Source organism: Providencia sp. PROV267 (assembly GCF_028477825.1).
Taxonomy (GTDB): domain Bacteria; phylum Pseudomonadota; class Gammaproteobacteria; order Enterobacterales; family Enterobacteriaceae; genus Providencia; species Providencia stuartii.
In genome coordinates, this window is sequence record NZ_JAMPLX010000002.1 from 249,592 (window position 1) to 267,718 (window position 18,127).

The window sequence follows — 18,127 nt, forward strand, 5'->3', positions numbered from 1 at the left end:
GGCGCGGCGGTGTTCGTGACAACTACGGCCGTCAGTGCCGACCCACCAAGGGCCGAGACGAGGCAGAGGGCGGCAATCAGCGCCTTAGAAATCATCATGGTTAGAACCCCTCAGACGGGCCGCGTGTATTTTCACGGCTGCGGAATTGCTGTTCGGAGGCATCGCTAACGGACTGTCGTTCGTTTTGCTGCGCCATGTAGTTGCCTTGCAGGGTGATTTGTGTGGCTACCAGATCGCGCAGCTTCTGGAGCTGCTGCACGTTCTGCGCCGCAATCTCGTTCCCGGCTTGAATGGCCTGCTGACGGCCAACGGCCGACTGCGAACGGCTCACCAACTGATCCAGCATCGCGTTCTCATCCTCGAATGTGCTGGTATTTACGCCAGCGGCCTGCATGGCCGTGCGGGCGTTATCGAAGCCGGATTGTGCCCAGTCCCGATAGCGCTGCGGCATGTTGTTTTGCCCTTGGCCAATCGAGTTCAGATAGCTGTCATAGCCCTTGAATTGCTGGCGAAACTGTTCGTCCAGATTGCTGATGTTGCGGCCGAGTGACTGCGCCGAGTTGTAGACGCTGGCCACGCGCTGGAGGTCGCCAGTGATGGTGTTGAACATGCGGCTGGGCAGCGACATGCCCTGCTTAATCATGTTGTCGTACTGCTGGATCTGCGTCTGCAACTGCTGCGCGGTGTTCAGTTGCGTATTCACCGCTTCGGCGTACTCGTACATCTGCTGATAGAACGTCGAGCAGTTCGAGCAGTAGATGGCATAGGCCGGAGCCGGTGCCATGTAGAGACTTACACCAAGGCCTGCGCTTGCCATTGCTAGAGCGAGCGCCGCGCCTCGACCGAATTTTCGGGCGGCATAAGCCGACGTTTTTTGCGATTCCATTTCCATACCGAATACCTCATTTTGTCATCGTCCGAGGTTTAATTATTGACCGATATGGAGCGGTTTTAAATATGCGGATAATCTTGTATCCGCATAGAATTCAATGATTTATGTCCGTAAACTGTCCGTCAATCTTCACGAGATTGTTTCTCAACACTATGATTTTGATCGCGTTTTTCATGACGAGCGGAACGGGCTTGGCTGTCCGTTTTGATACGTTTTGCGGACAAAAAAAGCCCACCGAAGTGAGCTTTTGATAAGCCGGTGCGTGGCGTCAGTGGGCCGCGTAATAGGGATTCTGTACGCGATAGAGGTCACGCTCTGTTTCAGGGATGTGCAACGTTTCAAGGTGCCACTCTTCGAGTAAAGAAGCCAGCTCGGCCGCAATGCGCTGGGCTTCCATAACGCTCTTGCTAGGCCGCCCACTGGCTCGACCGAGGCAGGCTTGCAGTTCGTTGAGTTGATTGGCCAATGCGCTGATGCGGTGAGCTGTCTTCATGATCAATTCCCCTTGCTGATCCTTTCCACGATTCTGTCGAATTCTTCCCGGACTTGATCGTCCGTCAGTTCAAGATTAACCAATCCTGATTTTATTGCAATTCTTCCGATTCTTTCGGCTGCCTCATTGTCAAGTTTTGCCAGCCTTGCTTTTGCCGTTTCAAGCTCCGAAAGCGCATCAGCTCGCCGCTCTGAAAGTGTCTTTCTGGCCAATTTATCCACTCCTCTTTGGTGCCATTTTGGCTTTACGCCGTTGAATGTAATTGCATTCTAACGGCCGTCGGCATGTTTGGCCATAACAGGATCATCGCTTCCCGTCGTGCTTGTAGGGAGCGAGGATTGGCTGACCTTGCTTGATGTATCGTGTGACGTATTTGGTGAACTGGGTGTATCCCATTTCGAGCTGGTCCGCGAATGCCTCATAAATCCATACCAGCGGTACCCCGCGTTCGTGCTCCTTCCGCACCTCATCCAGTACCGCCACGAACGATGCGCGGCCACGGCGTTGAGGGCGACGTTCAGTATTTGCATTTTGATGGTCGGTCATGTGCCTTTCTCCGTTCTCGACGTTCGGTCCAAACCAGTATATCCAAGCAAAGAAAATTAGCGCAATTTTACGCAATTCTGCGCTCGTAATAACGCGACGCTGCGCGATTTAAGGAAAACTAGCGCAATTATAGGAAAATGAACGCAACTGATGTTAGCGAAGCTGGCCATTAGCGTTAAATTGCCTAAAATTGCACTGAGCAGTACGGCAAGATGTGTGTTGTACCGGTACGGGCAAGCCCGCACCAGTCCAACACCGCCCCTTACTCACCTGCGGTTCGACGGCATCTTGCTCTGCGAGGCTGTCAGTCGCTCCGCGACATTTACACCAAAGAGGAAAGGCTTATGGCCGGTGAAAATGCGATTGAGGCTATCAAGCCGCATTCGCGTGGGACACGTCCACGGCGGGAGCGAATTGAGGTTTGGGTCAGCATTGATGAGAAAAAAGAGTTAGCCGAAAGGGCCGATCAGGCGGGATTGTCGAATGCCGCTTTCCTTCGCGCTGTTGGGCTGAATCTGCCTATAGGTTCACGGGCCGATTTGGAAGCTGTTCGCCAGTTGGCAAAGGTGAATGGCGACCTAGGCCGGGTGGCCGGATTGCTGAAATTGTGGCTCGCTGAGAAACGCGGTCAGGGCGCGCGACCGATTGACGTAGAAGCGATGATGATGGATTTCCGCGCAATCCAAGAGGACATGCGGGCGCTCATGGGGAGGATTTCCAAATGATCGCACATCGCATCAACCGTGAACGCAAGGCCTCAAGCCCAGCCCGGTTAATCAAGTATATGGTGGCGGCCAAGGGCGGCATTGACCCGACGAGCTGGGAGCGCACGGCCGATTACATTCTGGATTCCGCCAATGGCACGACCGAGGGCGAGAAGGTCGCCAGCTACCGCGTTACCAACTGCGGCACGGATGATCCGGCAGATGCCGCAATCTTAATCCAAGCCACGCAAGCGGCGAACACTAGGTCGAAGGCAGAAAAGACCTACCACTTTGTCTATTCCTTCCCGCCCGGCGAGCAGCCAGACCTTGAGACGCTGCACGCCATCGAAGACGAACTATGCGCTGCCATCGGCCTCGATGAGCACCAGCGTGTATCAGCGGTTCACATCGACACCGATAACCTGCATGTGCATGTAGCCATCAACAAGGTTCACCCGACCGGTTTACAGAACATCGAACCCTATTACGATCAGTTCCGCCTGATGGAGGCCTGTGAGCGTCTTGAGGTAGAGCATGGCTTGCAAAGAACGTTTCATGGTCTGGAGGCAAAGCAGCGGCATCAGAACCGCGACATTGAGCTGTTGCCAGCGAAAGCCCCAGAGCAGCGCGATAGCCTTTTCCGTAAACACCTTAGAAACGCTTGCGACCTCAGCATATCGGAGCCTCCCGAAGCCAAAACCCTGAACGGGTTGCGCAAGCTGTCCGATACCCGTCTACAGAAGCAGTCAGCAGATAAAGCAGAGGCAGTCCGCATCGGCGCGAAGGTGGCCAGCGTGGAGGCGCACTCCGGCATCGAGACACTGACCGGGTACGCGGCTCGCGAGCTGGCCCCGGCGATGCGGCAGGCGACGAGCTGGCAGGAGCTGCACGACGCAGCGGCCGAGCACGGCCTAGAGGTTCGCCAGCGCGGCGCTGGCCTTGTCATCGGCGAGCCGGATTTAGGCATTTGGGCGAAGGCCAGCAACGTCGGCCGCGACCTTTCCATGAAGGCCCTGACCGACCTTCTTGGCCCGTTCCAGCCTTCCGAACGGCAGGCCGAGGCAAAGGCGAACCGCAAGCGGTACAAGCCACGACCCCGGCGGCCGGACAACCCAACGACAGCGGGCCTGTTCAACCACTACCAGCGCGAGCGACAGGCGGCCATTCTGGCCCGCCGTCAGGGCCTCGACCAGATCAAGCGCGAGAGTGCGGCTTTCAATGCGCAAGTGAGGCAGTGGAGCCAGACAGAGCGAATGCTTTTGAAGGTCGCGGGCAAGGGGCCCACCAAACGTCTGATGTACGGCACTATCAAACAGCAGGCCGACGCCTCGCGCCAGAAGAACCGGCAGAGCGCAGACGCTCGCCGTCAGGCACTGTTCAAACAGACGACGATGCCCACTTGGGCCGACTGGCTAACGCAGCAGGCGGAACGCGGCAACTCCGAGGCGCTGGCCGTGCTGCGCGACCGCGAGGAACGGACACGCCGCTGGAACGGGGAGCTACTGACTGCCGACCGGGCCGACAAGGCCAAAGCTATCGTTCTCGACAAGCTCAAGCCCAAGGCCCGGAAAGACGGGACGGTGGCGTACAGCACCATCGACGGCGGCATGGTGATCGACCGGAAGACGCACGTGCAGGCGCAGAAAGCCACGACCGGCGCGGCACTGGTTGCGCTCGAACTGGCGTCCAAGCGGTTCGAGGGCCAAGCCCTCATCGTGGAAGGCACAGACGAGTTCCGGCTTGAAGTCGCCCAACTCGCCGGTATGCACAGCCTCAAGGTCACGTTCACCGATCCGGCGATGGAGCAGGTGCGCCGCGAGACGGTCGAGCATAAGGAAATGGAGAATTCAGGTAAGGCTGACTCAAGGAAAACTTCTCGCCGTCGCGGCAGCAAAGATGGTCAGAGTGCAGGGGTGGAAATTTGATCTAGCGCTCTTGGTTTTTAGGTCCAAGAACTATGGTGGAGGTGGGATCACCTGCCACCATACGATGCTTTTGGATTGCGCAATCCATATTTCCCTATCTTTGATCTGGTGCCTCTATTTCTTGTAACTCACTAAATATTTTTGGTTTTATTCGCTTCAATCGAAATGCGTCGAGACCAGTCTCCTTATCTATTCGCGCATTCATTTCCCGCTCTAGGTCAATTAACCAAGGTCTTTCGGTACTCAAGTTCCGATCGAGTTGACCATGTTCATATCGATTGTCGAGTGCCATAGTTGTTTGTCGCCATCCACTGCGCGGACCGCTAAGCCAAGCGTCCAAGAAAGAATTCACAGGTATATGATTGAGGATAGGAACATGCGCGAGAGTGTTGCTTCCAGAGTTTGTTGGTGAAATTGTCTTAAAGATAGACGCTTGATCTTCTTTGAGTTGACGCAAAATTTCTGCGGCATGACTTGGATAAGTGGCCTCTAGCGCTTGTTGCCGCGCTTGGTCCACGTGCTCACAAATGGCCCTGAAATGTGGTCTCGCAACCTCTGAAACCCAATAACCATAACCACCATAAGCCTCAAATAGCCTCTCAAATGAGTATTCCAAAGGTTTTGGAGGCATTCTTTTGGTTGCTAAAAGGTCGTCAATATACGCGGTGCAGAGTGATGTTTCTTCTTCCATAGAGTGGGCAATAACGCCCTGTTCAACCATCATTAGCCGAAGTGCCGCGATGTGAAGAAACTCTCCGATTTCAGTTACGGCACGCTCATCGAACTGCTTTTGCATCCGAGATATGCCTTCTTTAATAATTTCATCATCGAGCTCATCGAATTTCATTACTATGAGCCACGGAGGGGTATCTGAGGCTTGGATAAAATAAGGTGTTTGATCGAGCCATGCTGCAAGCATTTCAGAATCAAATCTACCCTCTATGAGGGTTGACTCTAAAATTTCATCGCTGAGAATTGATCCTGTAATATCAGATGATGAATATTTTGAAATTATTTTACTTAATGGCCGAATATTGTCTTGATTGTTGCGATCCATCCTCTCCTCGATATGTAGTTTCATCCGGTTAAGGAGTAGATCTCGTGTTAAATTTCCCGCACGCACCTCTATATCCAAGGCGCAGAAAAATTTTATAATGTGCTCTATAGCGTCTTTATTTTCTAGATGCCTGTCTTTCATTATTAAACGAAGTCTAGCAACATCGTTGATAACGTGTTTCAGTATTCTCAAAGAAGACTGCTCGGATTGCGACCAAACTTCTTCAATAATTGATTTTCTTTTGGTGACAAAATCTTGTGCAACTTTATCTTGAATATCAGTTAGAAACGCTTCAAAAGCCGCATGAATTTGTGGTTCGACCATAACAGTATGGCCAAATGTTTTTTCCTTAAGCTCGGCTAGTTGATCAGCTATGCGCTCATCGTGACAAATAACTATAACGCGGAAGCCGCGATGTTCAACATAGTGATTAATTGCACCCAGTAATTCACTCTTTTGATTTGCCCATAAAGAGCTGCGTTCTAAATCATCAAAAATAATCGTCCGATCTGGTTTTAACCGTTGTCTTAGAAAAACATTCCATACACTGTTCGCGAAGCCGGCAAGAGCGTACTTATCGCCCATTGCCTTTCCTACCTCTCCGATTGTTGATACATATTCGCTGGCATTGAGGCTCGGTAAGCATGATGCAAGCACCGCATCGTGAATGCCATCAACAGTATCAATGCCGTACAGGCTAACAAAGTAACTCTCAGAATCTGGTATTAATTGCTTTACTTGATAAGTTTTGCCAACACCCCATGGTCCCGTTATTAGAACGGCGTAACCCGGAGACTTGAGATTGCTATAGTATGCTAGATAATTTGCTAGGGGCGTGTTTGGGCCTGAATATGTTTTCACAGCACTCTCTTCGTCGGAGGATTTTCTTCTCATAACTCGATTAAGTATGTTCCGCATGATTTGTCTGCATCATTGTGTTGGATAGTATGTTATCGCATGCTCTGCTGCTGATGACAAAGGCCAAGGCTTTCCGTTTTCAATCGCTAAGTCTAAGTAAGCAGATTTGACCTCGAAAGTTATGGTGTAGGAGATGTGGTGAACTGGTAACATTGACTGGCCCATAGGAGCATTTGACCGAAGAATAAGCGGGATGAGGAGAGTACGTGAGAGATAGATCGCATGACACGGCGATGGCCGAACACTTCCGCGCCGATCCGACCTATGCAGCGGAGCTGCTTGCTGAAGTTCGCCGCGACGGCAACCCGGGCGAGCTGGCCATTCTGCTGCGGCAGATAGACACTTTCTTAGCAGGTAATGTGAGGTTGCATGATGCCGAGAGAGGGCGCACTCTACTTCGCTGATTTGAACATGGTATTTTTCATGGTTCAGTAAGTCAGTCTCCTTGCAATATGTTGATTTATATGATTATTATTTGGTGATTTATAATTGAGTGGGAATAATTTAGCTATTGTTGATAACAGTTTTTAGTTGTCGATAAATCTAAGGACATCAGTTACTTACTGGTGCCTTTTTGTTTTTAACAGTCTTTAATTGTTGATAATTGCCGATAATTTTGACGCTATCAGAAATAATAATGGCTAAAAAGGGCGATCAAGCTATTGGTAGTATTAAAATTAAGAATCCAATTGAGCTTAGTTACTTAGAAAATTTAGCGAATAATGCTTTAATTATCTACGTAGTCAAAAAAACTCTTAGCCTTAATATATCGCCTATATACTTATAGTTCATTGTTTAGTCCATCAAAGTCGACTTCACCTGTTATTTTATCAATATCAAAATAAGCAACAACGGGAGTGGTTGCTGGATCACCACCTCCCCCTCGACAGCGCGACGACTGGTGATCTTCACGTACTAATAAACGAAACCTATTATTATCATTTATACCTTCATAAAAGTGGCAGGAATATTCTACATTCATCCAGAGCGAAACAACTCTAATGGCTAAATCAAGGCTGGATGGATTAATATCATTGCGATAACTGTCACCATGATTTAACTGCCACAACCGCTCTTTTTTTATCCATCCTCTAACAATTTCACCCGTTGATGTATAATAATTAACAAGAATAAATGTACCTTCAGCATCTTCTTGCCCTGAAACTTGGTCTCCAGGGATAACAAATACGTCGTCAACGATGCATGAGTCATCAGGTGCTGAGTAAAAATTCGCTTTTTTATTACCGATAATTTGATAGTGATTATTCTTTACAGGAAAACTAATACCGATTTGTTGTTCTTTTATATTCGCACACTTTTTAGAGGTTGTGATTTTACTTTTCAGACTTTGAAAAAATTGTGCTTGTACCCATCCTGTGACAAATTGATTATTTATATCTCGATAACGAATATATAAATACTCTACACCCTTTATTTCACCAATTTCACGGAAGACTTCTACTTGATCACCTGAAATAATAAATGTTGCTAATCGGCAATTCTTATCCGGTGCAGAATAAAAATAAGCTCTACTTCCGTCTTTGACTACCATTGTTTGGTAATTAAATCCAGCTTCAGCACCATATATAGAAGCGATAAGATCGCATTGCTCATTGGCATGTAATGATATTGAAAATAATAACAAAAAATATAAATAGAACCGTTTCATTTTATTCTTTGAAATTCAGGATAGAGAGTTTCCTTTTTATCAAACATATAATGAATTTGCTTTAGGATTATGATTAGTTATTGCTAAAGTACGCTAAACTCCCATCTGGGCTAGTTTTTCCATCTGGTGAATAATGTTCCTTATTTTCTACAGAGAAGGCTCTAAAACAGACGTATAAACTTTTGTGATCCAAGAAGAATAGACAACACGTCAGGCTAGGGGAGGTCTATTTCAATAAATACACCTGCCGCTATTGTACATAGAACAAAACAAGCAATCGTAGCGTAGAGATAATCGTGCTCACGTAAAAATAGCACTAGCATGAGTATGACTCGAGCAACAGGAAGAAAAATAAATAAAATAATACCTATTTTTATGATGGGATAACCGCCGAATGATAATGGGAAATAGGCAGCAAGTGCATTGATAATAACGCCGATGGCTATCAGTACTGTCGCAAACCATGTACCATACCAGAGCAAATTCGCAATAAGTTGATCCCGTATTTCTATATTTCTTGTGAGCTTCTTCATTCTACACAGACTCAACCAAAAGTTGGATATCAAAAGCACTTAACAGCATTTGAACTGCCAATAGTGCGAGAATGATGACGAAAAAGATCCGCAATTTTTCCGCTGGTAACCACATCAGTAAGCGCGCGCCAATGAGCGCACCAATAACCGAGCCTAAAGTGATAGGCCCCGCAATATCAATATCGATATCACCACGAACAAAATAAGCGCAGGCACTGGCAGTCGCAGTAACACCGATCATAAAGTTTGATGTGGCAGAAGAAACTTTAAGAGGGAGTCGTAAAGCAGAATCCATCGCAGGAATTTTAAGAACACCAGAACCAATACCGAGTAGTGCGGAAAGTAAACCTGCACCGTACATAAGTAACATACCGAGTGGTAAATGCCCTATTTGATAACTGACTTCTTTTCCGACACGGTCAGGGTAGCTGGCGTGTAATTGTAATCGACTTGCCCAGCTTGTAGGTGGAGAAGTGACATGATGTGTTTGATGCCTTCGAGTCAACATTTGTTTAGCAGAAAGCCCAAGAATAATAGCGAATAGCCCATATAACACTGGCGTTGAAATTATTCCGATAAGAAACACACCCGTTAATGCTCCAATCGTCGTAGCCGTTTCAAGAACGATGGCCAATCTTACATTTGCAAGGCGTCTTTTAAGAAAGGGAGCAGCACTCACACATGAGCAAGCAATCACAGAAATAAGACTTGCTCCGATCGCAATATGAATATCAATACCAAAGATGAATATCAGGATGGGTACAATAAAGATGCCACTTGCCATACCTAATACGCCGCCAAGGGCGCTTGCGCTAAATGCAGCTAAAACTAGCCATAAAGATCCCATGACTTAATTTCCCTATCATGAACGGTCACGTGGACGTCGAACCAAGCGAGTCACAAAACGAATTAGATCGCCACGGTAATAGAGTTTTTCGTAATCAATAGGGCGATGCCCATGAGTATAGGATGTACGTTCAATCATAAAGACAGCACCCCCCGGCTGAATATTGAGAGCCTGTGCGACTTCAGCAGAAGCGGTAACCGCTTCAAGTCGATATTCTGCTTCGGTCAGTGGTAAGTGATATTTATCTTCCAGTAGAGAAAAAATTGGCTCAACATCAAGGTTATGCGTAGTGATCTTTTCACCAATCTCCTGTGGTAGGTACGTCTCATCAAAAGACATTGCGACACCATCGGCTAGACGGACGCGTTTAAATTTGCATCACCAAGCTGCCTGTTGAAACTGAAAGCTGCTTAGCGACATCAGCTTTAGCGGGCACGACCTGTGTTCCGAGCAAACGAGCCGTTGGTGTACGGCCTAGAGCCAACATATCTTCAACAAAGCCTGTCAATTCGGTCAACTCTTGTGTGATTTTAGGCTCTGTGACGAAAGTGCCTTTGCCTCTTCGGATTTCGACTTGCCCACGAGAAACTAGGTTTTCAATAGCCTTACGGATAGTCGTGCGGCTGACATTGAACCTTTCGACCAATTGTTCTTCGGATGGGAGCTGACTACCGGGGGGTAAAATACCGGTAGAGATGTCAGCTGCTAAAGCCGCTTGGACTTGAGCATAAAGTGGAGTGTGTTCTTGTTCAATTTTCATTCGCTAATCATGACATCATGATGTCGTAATGTCAATTTACTAAGCGTAAGATAATTGAAGATTGAATTTTTTATTAGGTGATTAAGAACAAGGCTAAGCATCATTAAAGAGGCGATAAAATACAAAGCGTTAGCTAAGAGAGAGAGTATGGATAGATGGTTTTTACGCGTGAAGAAGTATTAATCGAATGGTCGGAAAGTGATTGCCGCCTTATTAAATGTTCAACCTTAAATTCGCGTTTACCTCGTCGATTAATGACTTTGGCACATCCCATTCCTTCGCTAACGTTGGCCATTTCGAGACATGTTCAATCGTTTCATCGATGACTGCATTACCGAAGTCATCGGGTAGGGAGTCTGCGATTAAACTAGGAAGGCCTTTAAAGGTGTTAAAGTCTAATTCTGGGAAGCGAAATATTGTTGAAGACAAAGGCATTTTTAAAGGGGATAGTTCAATCCCTTTTTTGAGAAAACTGGGCTCATATTCAAACGCACCAATCTTTCTCTCTGTATCAAAACTGAGTGCACCGATGGTTTGATTATGATAATTGACATTAATAACTTCCATTACCATTCAATGTGCTCCTCTTCATTCTCTTGTCGCTGACCAGATGCTCTTTGGCGCTTTTTTCCTTGTAATTTAGCTAGTTGTATAGGTGAAATAGGTTGTGCAGGTAAAAATAAATCAAGTTGCTCCGTTAAATTTAAAGCCTGCATGATAGCGATAAAAATTTCTAGTTGCGCTTTACCTTTCTCAGCATTGATAACTGTTTTACGTGCGACACCAGCAAATTCTGCGACCTCAGATTGTGTTAGGTTTTGATTCAAGCGAGCCTGTTTTAATCGTTCTCCAAGTTGCTCTGCAAGTGCAATAGCACTTATTTTATTATTCATATAAAGACCCTATTTGGTGACTTTAAATGCAAAAATAACTGATAATGTAACTATTTTGGTACTTTATTTTTATTAAGTAAAGGTTGCTGGTAGTGTAACCAAAAAAGAGCTTTAGCATAAAAATACTCATTTAAAGTAACTAAAATGGAACTTTATAAAGATTAGTTTATTTGTTGTTGATAAACCGCGTAAAGGCAAACACGCTTGAAAGCCCCTTAATTGAAAAGGGGCGGATGGACTAGATAACTTTTACCGTGCAAAGGGGTAATTAAGTTATCGGCAGTGAACTATTCTGAGGAAATGTTTCACCAACCATTTGTTCGCTTTTTAGCCATAATGCTTTGGCGAGTTGTGGGTCGATAGCATAAGTGCGAAGACCGAAAAAACCCGGTCCATCATTAACTTGTGCAACTTGGCAATCTTCGCAATATTGACCACCAATTTCATCCGCATCAGCGACGGCAGCAGCCCATACGGTGGTTGCTGCACCTTGTGGGATTGTTTTAGTTTCTAAACTGGATAAACCGGCTTGCTGGTTAAGTGAATTGATCATGGTGCCAATTTCGGCTTGATCTTCAGCTGACATATTGCGGCTCAAGTTAGTAGCAATATTACCGGGGTGAATAGCGCAAGCGCGAATACCCAGGTTGCGATAACGGCGGTCAAATTCAACAGCAAATAAAATGTTGGCAGTCTTTGAACGACTATAGGCAAGTTGTGGCTGATAGTCAGTATAGGAGAAATTAAGATCGTTAATATCAAAATCGAATAAACGGTGTCCTGCTGAGGAAACGCTAATAACACGAGCGCCTGAATTTAATAAAGGTATTAGGCGATTAACAAGTACAAAATGACCTAAGTGGTTAATACCAAACTGAGTTTCAAAACCATCGGCAGTATGACCAAATGGTGTCGCCATCACACCAGCGTTATTAATGATAATATCAATTGGTTTTCCGGCTGCGAGTAGTTTGTCAGAGCATGTGCGTACAGAGGCAAGCGATGAAAGATCTAATTCAACGAGCTCGAAACTGCCTTGTGGGTTAGCGCCACGAATAGCGTGAGCTTGCTTTTCACTTTTAGCAGTATGGCGAACGGTACCAATAACATGAGCGCCACGTGCGGTTAATGCTCTAGCAATTTCAACGCCAAGACCAGAAGAAGTTCCTGTAACGAGAATACGTTTATGACTTAAATCGATGTTATTTAAAACGTCATCAGCGGTGGAGGTGGCACCGAATAGGTTCTTTTTCATGTAATTCTCCTTAATATATGAGCACTAAAAAAGCCCCGCGCTCTTAATTTCAATATGGAAAACAACTTACTACATGATGGTGATTGACTGATTTTTTAACAAATCGAAACGGGAGCTGTAAAACAGTCAACGAGTATTTTTGTGCGTTGAAATAATTCGGTGGTGGTTGGGTTATCTGCAAGTTGGCCATTTAATGCCAATAAAAAGACCTTTGCTGCCATCTCATCTTGTAAAATGACTGCAACACATTGCAGGATAAATTGCTGGTGCTGCTGCACAATACCAGGGGCAAGCTGCTCACAGATATCATAAAATTCTGCACCCATCGGTGCGCCTATCCTGTCAGCCCAAGGTTCGAGGATCAGTAATTGGCTAACTTGCATTAAACGCTCTTGTGAGGAGCGTTGTGAGTGAGCCACTTTTTTGGCGCTAGGTTGCCTTGATACCAACCATTCAACAAATACGTTGATAAAAATTTGCTCTTTATCTTTAAAATGTTTGTATAACAGTGTACGAGAAAGATGGGCTCTGTTCGCAATATCCTCAAGTGAGGTTTTTTTAAATCCAAAATTTAAGAAGCACCAACGAGCAGATTGTAAAATATGCGTTTGTCGTTGATTAATTTCTTCTTGGTGCATCTTTATTGGCACATCCACGCTCCATATAGGCTAATGCGAATTTGACATTATTAGACAATCTTATTTGGATGTTGACAAAGTTAACTAATATTGTCAATTCGTCAAAATAACTAGATGTAAAGCTCGCTTTATGGAAGTGACTAAATACGTTACTTCCATGATGGGCTAAACAACGTTGATAAATAGCATGATTAATCGGGTTTGTATGCGCGTCATAGAAACGTACTTTTAGCTAATGCCGATAGGAAAACCTTTTTTAATGTAAATTTATCAAATGGTTATGTTTGTTTTGTTGAATGACCTGGTTATTATTTACCCTTAATCAAAATAATTAATTATTCACTTTTACTGCATTAATTGCTTGTTCAAAATATTCAACTTGATATTATTTCTATCCTATATGCATCAAATGTATATTTTCACTCTCCATAATTATAAAAATAATTTATTGGAGAATCTATTTCATTGATTACTAAGGATATAAAAGATGTCATTTCGGTTGAGATATCTTGCTTTACTTCCTCTATTGGTCGCAACAGCTTGCCAGCAACCTGCAAACACCAACACCAAAGCGATCCCTGACGCACAAGTCCAACCCATTATTGTGAATAATTCTTGGATAGAAATTTCTCGTAGTGCACTCGATTTCAATATTAAAAAAGTGCAGGCGTTGCTGGGGGATAAGTCATCGCTTTGTGCTGTATTGAAAGGGGATGCGTATGGTCATGATTTGACGCTGGTAACGCCTCTGATGATTGAAAATAATGTGCAATGTATTGGCTTAACAAATAATCAAGAATTTAAACAAGTCAGAGAGTTAGGTTTCAAAGGCCGTTTGATGAGAGTGCGTAATGCCACTGAACAAGAAATGGCACAAGCAACAGCCTATGACGTTGAAGAGCTTATCGGTAATCTCGATATGGCACAGCGTTTAAATGATATTGGTAAAAAGCAAAATAAAGTAATACCAATCCAATTAGCGTTGAATTCAGCGGGAATGTCACGTAATGGGCTAGAAGTGAGTCATGCGCAAGGCCTCAATGACGCAAAAATGATTGCTCAATTACCTCAGCTAAAAGTTGTTGGCATCATGTCGCATTACCCTGAAGAAGATGAGGCTCAAATCCGCAAAGATTTAGCGAAGTTTAAAAAGCAGTCACAACAAGTCCTTGATGTAACTGGATTGAAGCGTGAAGATGTCATTTTGCATGTAGCGAATACCTATGCAACCATCACTGTACCTGAGTCATGGCTTGATATGGTGCGTGTTGGCGGTATTTTCTATGGTGACACGGTAGCAACGAAAGACTATAAGCGTGTCATGACATTAAAATCGAATATTGCCTCGGTGAATCATTACCCTAAAGGAAACACGGTCGGTTATGACAGAACCTATACGTTAAAACGTGACTCTGTATTGGCTAATATTCCTGTCGGTTATGCTGACGGCTACCGCCGAGTATTCAGCAATGCGGGGCACGCATTAATTAATGGGCAGACGGTGCCTGTATTAGGAAAAACATCAATGAATACCGTGATGGTCGATGTGACTGACTTAAAGCAAGTCCAACCCGGAGATGAAGTTGTTTTCTTTGGTAAACAAGGTAATGGTGAAATCACTGCCGAAGAGGTTGAAGATATCAGTGGAGCATTATTTACTGAAATGTCAATTCTTTGGGGAGCGACCAACAAACGTATTCTTGTTGATTAAAGATAGCATTGCAGTAGGAAAAGAGAGCGAGTAGATATTCGCTCTTTTTATTTGTTATTTAGGCGTGTCACTGCTGATATTGGCGTATCCATTAAAATATGAGTTATGGCATCGCTATCGTAATAACATCTTGATATGTTAGCTTGAATGATCATTTGATTATTTGATAGTGTCGGAAGGCACACAATAGAATTAGAAGGGTAGCATATGTATCAAGTTGATTTGCATGCGCATACTATTGCCAGCACACATGCCTATAGCACGGTTAATGAGTATTTTTCCGAGGCAGCACGTAGAGGGATAAAACTGTTTGCCATTACAGATCATGGCCCTGAAATGGACGATGCTCCACATCAGTGGCATTTTGCCAATATGCCTATTTTGCCACGTATTGTGAATGGCGTTGGTTTGCTCTACGGTATTGAAGCGAATATTAAAAATAAGCAAGGTGAAATCGACTGTAATGAAAAAATGAACAGGCAATTAGATATTATCTTAGCGGGCTTTCATGAACCAGTTCTTGCACCACAAAGTCAGGCAGATAATACAGAAGCGATGATTGCCACAATTCAAAGCGGCAAAGTACACATTATTACGCATCCGGGGAACCCTAAATACCCGATTGATATTCGTGCGGTTGCTCAAGCAGCAAAAGAGTGTAATGTCGCATTGGAAATGAATAACTCATCATTTTTGCATTCTCGCGTTGGCAGTGAATCAAATTGTCTGGCAATAGCTAAAGCAGTGAAAGAAGTGGGTGGCTGGGTTTCATTGGGCTCTGATTCACATTATGCGGGATATTTAGGTAATTTTGATAAAGTGGTTGAGATGTTAACCGCGATTGATTTTCCCCAAGAGCAGATCTTAAATGTCACTCCCCGCAGGGTATTGGATTTTCTTGAATCACATGGAAGAAAAGCCATTCCTGAATTTGCTGATTTTTAAATTATAAAGCCGTTTAGTCATCATTAAACGGCTGAAATAGGTTGCTAAAGCGATAAGGTCATATTAATACAAGGAAGATAGCTTTGAGCTAATGCAGAATAATATTGGCCTTTGTTTTGAGAAATAAACCCTTGCTTTTGATAAAACCGTTCGGCATTAGGTGTCGATTCTAAAGTGAGTTGTTTGATATGACGGAATTTAGCTTCTTGTTTGATCCTGTCCATAATTAAACGGGCTGCGCCTAAACCTGAATATTCAGGTAAAGTAAAAATAGCATCAACACTGTGCTGTTTAAGGTTTAAGAAACCTGTGGCGATTGGAATATTAAGCTCATTAACAACCACAAAAAATGGATTTTCTTCCACCATAGTTCGATAGCTTTCTGGCATTTTGTCTGGCGTCCACGCCATAATCACACTATGGCTAAAGCTTTGTTTACAAGAGTGACGAATCGCGTTATTTCTGATAAACCAAAGTTGTTCGGCTTCAGATGGTACAGCGAGTCTAATTTCCATTAAGCCCCCAGTTACATAATAAATTTCTGTGTTATCAAATCAGAAATCAGATTAATAAACAACTTAATCACCAAAGTACTGCTGAAGATTAAAAGTAATCCCATAAAAGAGCCGTATCCCTTCGTCTTTTTGGTCGATAGCGATAATAAAATCCAACGCTAAGATATTAATGACAATAAAAAGAGCTAGTTGTTATTATTATTATAAAAGGTCACCCTATGAAAAAATACAAAGTAAATGTATGTTTATTCTCGGCTTTATTCTTTACATCGCTCTATGGTTATGCAAATCAAACTGACAACGAATGTCATGTGCCTGCTTTATCGCAATGCCCTCAGCCTGTTGATAGTCACTACCCAAATGTTAAAGACATGCTGACATGGGATCAAAATGAACGATTGCTTGGTTTTCGTAATGATTACCGCTCTTACCCCGGAGATGTATTCCATGCAATTAATCCCAAACCGCTAGAAAGAGAAATTCAAAACTTAGTTGATGTCACTTACCAATTGAAAGGGATGACATATAACCTTGATGACTATATTAAGCGTAATGATGTTACTGCATTAATGGTGATAAAACAGGGAAAAGTCGTCTTTGAATATTATGGTAAAGGAAACACGCCAAAAACGTTATGGACCTCGCGTTCGGTCGGAAAATCAGTTGTTTCAACTCTAGTTGGGATAGCACTACAGGAAGGTAAAATAGCCTCATTAGACGATGCCATCGTTAAATACAATCCAAGTGTTAAAGGAACCGCTTGGGAAGATGTGACAATAAGGCAGTTGTTACAACACACCTCTGGGGTTGAGTGGGGGGAAGATTATGAAAACCTAAACTCAGATTTTGCCAAAATGACCGAGTGTGAAGCAAACCCGAAAATCTATGAGTGTGTGCAACAGTTAGTTATCAATCCTAAACGAAAATCCTATGCAAAAGCTGGGGAAGTGTGGCAATACAATTCAGGCGGTGCGTGGTTATTAGGGGATACACTTGAAAAAGCAACGGGTGTATCGATAGCACAATATCTCGAAAATAAGATATGGCAACCTTTTGGTATGACGAGCGACGGGGTATGGCAAAGCTATGAATTAAATAAACATAATACAGGGGCACATGGTTTTAATGCCACGTTAGAGGATTGGGGTAAGTTTGGGCTATTTTTTGCAGGGAATGGAGTCTTGCCAGATGGTCACAAATCATTACCGGATAATTGGGTGAATGAGTCTAAAAGCTGGGTACAAGCGAAAAACTCGGTGAATCCAAGTTACCCAGAAGGGATCTATGGCTTTGAATGGTGGAACAATAGCGTTCCGCAAAAAATGCAAAATGCACAACCTAAAGAGGGCCTAGATGGGAACAATACATTGTGGGCATTGGGAATTTTTGGGCAAATTATTGTGGTCAATCCAAAAGAGCAGCTAGTCATTGTTCAGTGGTCCACATGGCCAGTTGCTCATCCAGCAGAAGATGGGCAGCCGTTAGAAGCCTCATTAGTTTTTAATGCAATTAATAACTATCTAAACAAATAATATACTTAATAAATATGAAACGATCGCTCAATTAAAACAAGCGATCGTTTTTATATGTAAAAAGAGTAAATTTGGAAAATAAAAAATAGATTGACTCCTTGTTGAGCTTTCATTGATATTTCACAGCCAATAGATGACGATTTTTTTTGATTTGTTGCCTGTCGGATAATTTAAAATGTTGTAATTTGTGTTATGTGGTTTTTTATATTTACTTTGAAGCGGTAAAATGGCTTCTTTATCATGATATTACTCAATAAATAAATTCAATTGGTTTTTATGAGTGCCTCGCATTTT

Annotated in this window: 21 protein-coding genes; 6 read left to right on the plus strand and 15 right to left on the minus strand. The window is 44.1% G+C overall.

What is annotated here, in order from left to right; translation table 11 throughout:
- Window positions 1-100: 100 nt before the first annotated feature.
- The 4 genes from trbJ to PR709_RS01990 form a co-directional block, all read right to left on the minus strand.
- Window positions 101-892, minus strand: coding sequence for a P-type conjugative transfer protein TrbJ (gene trbJ / locus PR709_RS01975; RefSeq protein WP_000425121.1), 792 nt, complete (start codon window positions 890-892; stop codon window positions 101-103).
- 268 nt (window positions 893-1,160) lie between these two features.
- Entirely contained in the window at window positions 1,161-1,385 is a 225-nt protein-coding gene (locus PR709_RS01980) for a hypothetical protein (RefSeq protein ID WP_000844753.1), read from the minus strand.
- 2 nt (window positions 1,386-1,387) lie between these two features.
- Window positions 1,388-1,597 carry a TraC family protein gene (locus PR709_RS01985; RefSeq protein ID WP_000101796.1) on the minus strand — a complete coding sequence of 70 codons (210 nt, stop codon included), beginning with the start codon at window positions 1,595-1,597 and terminating at the stop codon, window positions 1,388-1,390.
- Window positions 1,598-1,688: 91 nt separating this feature from the next.
- Complete coding sequence (locus PR709_RS01990; RefSeq protein ID WP_000129517.1) at window positions 1,689-1,931, minus strand: TraK family protein; 243 nt, start codon at window positions 1,929-1,931, stop codon at window positions 1,689-1,691.
- Window positions 1,932-2,275: 344 nt separating this feature from the next.
- Between PR709_RS01990 and PR709_RS01995 the strand changes: the two genes are divergently transcribed.
- Together PR709_RS01995 and traI are read left to right on the plus strand one after the other, a co-directional pair.
- A complete protein-coding gene (locus PR709_RS01995) occupies window positions 2,276-2,656 on the plus strand; it encodes a plasmid mobilization protein (protein WP_000896705.1) in 381 nt (126 codons plus the stop codon).
- Window positions 2,653-4,560, plus strand: a complete 1,908-nt coding sequence (gene traI, locus PR709_RS02000; protein WP_121560242.1) for a TraI/MobA(P) family conjugative relaxase — start codon at window positions 2,653-2,655, stop codon at window positions 4,558-4,560. The genes PR709_RS01995 and traI overlap by 4 nt, the downstream gene beginning before the upstream one ends.
- A 94-nt stretch (window positions 4,561-4,654) precedes the next feature.
- Here traI and PR709_RS02005 read toward each other — a convergent pair whose 3' ends face one another.
- The gene (locus tag PR709_RS02005; protein ID WP_171820783.1) at window positions 4,655-6,478 is read right to left on the minus strand and encodes a P-loop NTPase fold protein; all 1,824 of its coding nucleotides are present in this window, start codon (window positions 6,476-6,478) and stop codon (window positions 4,655-4,657) included.
- A 263-nt stretch (window positions 6,479-6,741) separates the two neighbouring features.
- Between PR709_RS02005 and PR709_RS02010 the strand changes: the two genes are divergently transcribed.
- Window positions 6,742-6,939, plus strand: coding sequence for a hypothetical protein (locus tag PR709_RS02010; protein WP_001205642.1), 198 nt, complete (start codon window positions 6,742-6,744; stop codon window positions 6,937-6,939).
- 377 nt (window positions 6,940-7,316) lie between these two features.
- Here PR709_RS02010 and PR709_RS02015 read toward each other — a convergent pair whose 3' ends face one another.
- From PR709_RS02015 to PR709_RS02055, 9 genes are all read right to left on the minus strand, one after another.
- The gene (locus PR709_RS02015) at window positions 7,317-8,204 is read right to left on the minus strand and encodes a hypothetical protein (RefSeq protein WP_004920500.1); all 888 of its coding nucleotides are present in this window, start codon (window positions 8,202-8,204) and stop codon (window positions 7,317-7,319) included.
- 215 nt (window positions 8,205-8,419) lie between these two features.
- Window positions 8,420-8,737, minus strand: a complete 318-nt coding sequence (locus PR709_RS02020; protein ID WP_004920497.1) for a DUF1634 domain-containing protein — start codon at window positions 8,735-8,737, stop codon at window positions 8,420-8,422.
- Between the two features lies 1 nt (window position 8,738).
- On the minus strand, window positions 8,739-9,584 hold the full coding sequence (locus tag PR709_RS02025) for a sulfite exporter TauE/SafE family protein (protein ID WP_004920492.1): 846 nt from the start codon (window positions 9,582-9,584) through the stop codon (window positions 8,739-8,741).
- Window positions 9,585-9,599: 15 nt separating this feature from the next.
- Window positions 9,600-9,923 carry a GntR family transcriptional regulator gene (locus PR709_RS02030; RefSeq protein ID WP_004920489.1) on the minus strand — a complete coding sequence of 108 codons (324 nt, stop codon included), beginning with the start codon at window positions 9,921-9,923 and terminating at the stop codon, window positions 9,600-9,602.
- Window positions 9,924-9,951: 28 nt separating this feature from the next.
- Complete coding sequence (locus tag PR709_RS02035) at window positions 9,952-10,344, minus strand: GntR family transcriptional regulator (protein WP_004920487.1); 393 nt, start codon at window positions 10,342-10,344, stop codon at window positions 9,952-9,954.
- Window positions 10,345-10,557: 213 nt separating this feature from the next.
- On the minus strand, window positions 10,558-10,917 hold the full coding sequence (locus tag PR709_RS02040; protein WP_004920484.1) for a HipA N-terminal domain-containing protein: 360 nt from the start codon (window positions 10,915-10,917) through the stop codon (window positions 10,558-10,560).
- Window positions 10,911-11,237, minus strand: a complete 327-nt coding sequence (locus PR709_RS02045) for a helix-turn-helix transcriptional regulator (RefSeq protein WP_004920481.1) — start codon at window positions 11,235-11,237, stop codon at window positions 10,911-10,913. Before PR709_RS02045 ends, PR709_RS02040 begins: the two co-directional genes overlap by 7 nt.
- 268 nt (window positions 11,238-11,505) lie before the next feature.
- A complete protein-coding gene (locus tag PR709_RS02050; RefSeq protein ID WP_004920477.1) occupies window positions 11,506-12,492 on the minus strand; it encodes an SDR family NAD(P)-dependent oxidoreductase in 987 nt (328 codons plus the stop codon).
- Between the two features lie 95 nt (window positions 12,493-12,587).
- Complete coding sequence (locus tag PR709_RS02055; protein WP_231405919.1) at window positions 12,588-13,142, minus strand: TetR/AcrR family transcriptional regulator; 555 nt, start codon at window positions 13,140-13,142, stop codon at window positions 12,588-12,590.
- Between the two features lie 475 nt (window positions 13,143-13,617).
- Between PR709_RS02055 and alr the strand changes: the two genes are divergently transcribed.
- Together alr and PR709_RS02065 are read left to right on the plus strand one after the other, a co-directional pair.
- Window positions 13,618-14,841, plus strand: a complete 1,224-nt coding sequence (alr, locus tag PR709_RS02060; protein ID WP_272570699.1) for an alanine racemase — start codon at window positions 13,618-13,620, stop codon at window positions 14,839-14,841.
- A gap of 207 nt (window positions 14,842-15,048) precedes the next feature.
- Window positions 15,049-15,786: a phosphatase gene (locus PR709_RS02065; RefSeq protein ID WP_004920468.1), complete on the plus strand. Its 738-nt coding sequence runs from the start codon at window positions 15,049-15,051 to the stop codon at window positions 15,784-15,786.
- A gap of 44 nt (window positions 15,787-15,830) precedes the next feature.
- On the opposite strand, the gene PR709_RS02070 is transcribed toward PR709_RS02065, so the two are convergent.
- A complete protein-coding gene (locus PR709_RS02070) occupies window positions 15,831-16,301 on the minus strand; it encodes a GNAT family N-acetyltransferase (protein ID WP_004920466.1) in 471 nt (156 codons plus the stop codon).
- A gap of 218 nt (window positions 16,302-16,519) precedes the next feature.
- On the opposite strand from PR709_RS02070, the gene PR709_RS02075 reads away from it, so the two are divergent.
- On the plus strand, window positions 16,520-17,833 hold the full coding sequence (locus PR709_RS02075) for a serine hydrolase domain-containing protein (RefSeq protein WP_004920462.1): 1,314 nt from the start codon (window positions 16,520-16,522) through the stop codon (window positions 17,831-17,833).
- Window positions 17,834-18,127 lie beyond the last annotated feature (294 nt).

What these genes read in the sequence shown, in the direction of transcription:
- trbJ (WP_000425121.1), bottom strand. Translation starts at nt 892, where the DNA reads ATGGAAATGGAATCGCAAAAAACGTCGGCTTATGCCGCCCGAAAATTC.
- PR709_RS01980 (WP_000844753.1), bottom strand. Translation starts at nt 1,385, where the DNA reads ATGAAGACAGCTCACCGCATCAGCGCATTGGCCAATCAACTCAACGAA.
- PR709_RS01990 (WP_000129517.1), bottom strand. Translation starts at nt 1,931, where the DNA reads ATGACCGACCATCAAAATGCAAATACTGAACGTCGCCCTCAACGCCGT.
- PR709_RS01995 (WP_000896705.1), top strand. Translation starts at nt 2,276, where the DNA reads ATGGCCGGTGAAAATGCGATTGAGGCTATCAAGCCGCATTCGCGTGGG.
- traI (WP_121560242.1), top strand. Translation starts at nt 2,653, where the DNA reads ATGATCGCACATCGCATCAACCGTGAACGCAAGGCCTCAAGCCCAGCC.
- PR709_RS02015 (WP_004920500.1), bottom strand. Translation starts at nt 8,204, where the DNA reads ATGAAACGGTTCTATTTATATTTTTTGTTATTATTTTCAATATCATTA.
- PR709_RS02020 (WP_004920497.1), bottom strand. Translation starts at nt 8,737, where the DNA reads ATGAAGAAGCTCACAAGAAATATAGAAATACGGGATCAACTTATTGCG.
- PR709_RS02025 (WP_004920492.1), bottom strand. Translation starts at nt 9,584, where the DNA reads ATGGGATCTTTATGGCTAGTTTTAGCTGCATTTAGCGCAAGCGCCCTT.
- PR709_RS02030 (WP_004920489.1), bottom strand. Translation starts at nt 9,923, where the DNA reads ATGTCTTTTGATGAGACGTACCTACCACAGGAGATTGGTGAAAAGATC.
- PR709_RS02035 (WP_004920487.1), bottom strand. Translation starts at nt 10,344, where the DNA reads ATGAAAATTGAACAAGAACACACTCCACTTTATGCTCAAGTCCAAGCG.
- PR709_RS02040 (WP_004920484.1), bottom strand. Translation starts at nt 10,917, where the DNA reads ATGGTAATGGAAGTTATTAATGTCAATTATCATAATCAAACCATCGGT.
- PR709_RS02045 (WP_004920481.1), bottom strand. Translation starts at nt 11,237, where the DNA reads ATGAATAATAAAATAAGTGCTATTGCACTTGCAGAGCAACTTGGAGAA.
- PR709_RS02050 (WP_004920477.1), bottom strand. Translation starts at nt 12,492, where the DNA reads ATGAAAAAGAACCTATTCGGTGCCACCTCCACCGCTGATGACGTTTTA.
- alr (WP_272570699.1), top strand. Translation starts at nt 13,618, where the DNA reads ATGTCATTTCGGTTGAGATATCTTGCTTTACTTCCTCTATTGGTCGCA.
- PR709_RS02065 (WP_004920468.1), top strand. Translation starts at nt 15,049, where the DNA reads ATGTATCAAGTTGATTTGCATGCGCATACTATTGCCAGCACACATGCC.
- PR709_RS02070 (WP_004920466.1), bottom strand. Translation starts at nt 16,301, where the DNA reads ATGGAAATTAGACTCGCTGTACCATCTGAAGCCGAACAACTTTGGTTT.
- PR709_RS02075 (WP_004920462.1), top strand. Translation starts at nt 16,520, where the DNA reads ATGAAAAAATACAAAGTAAATGTATGTTTATTCTCGGCTTTATTCTTT.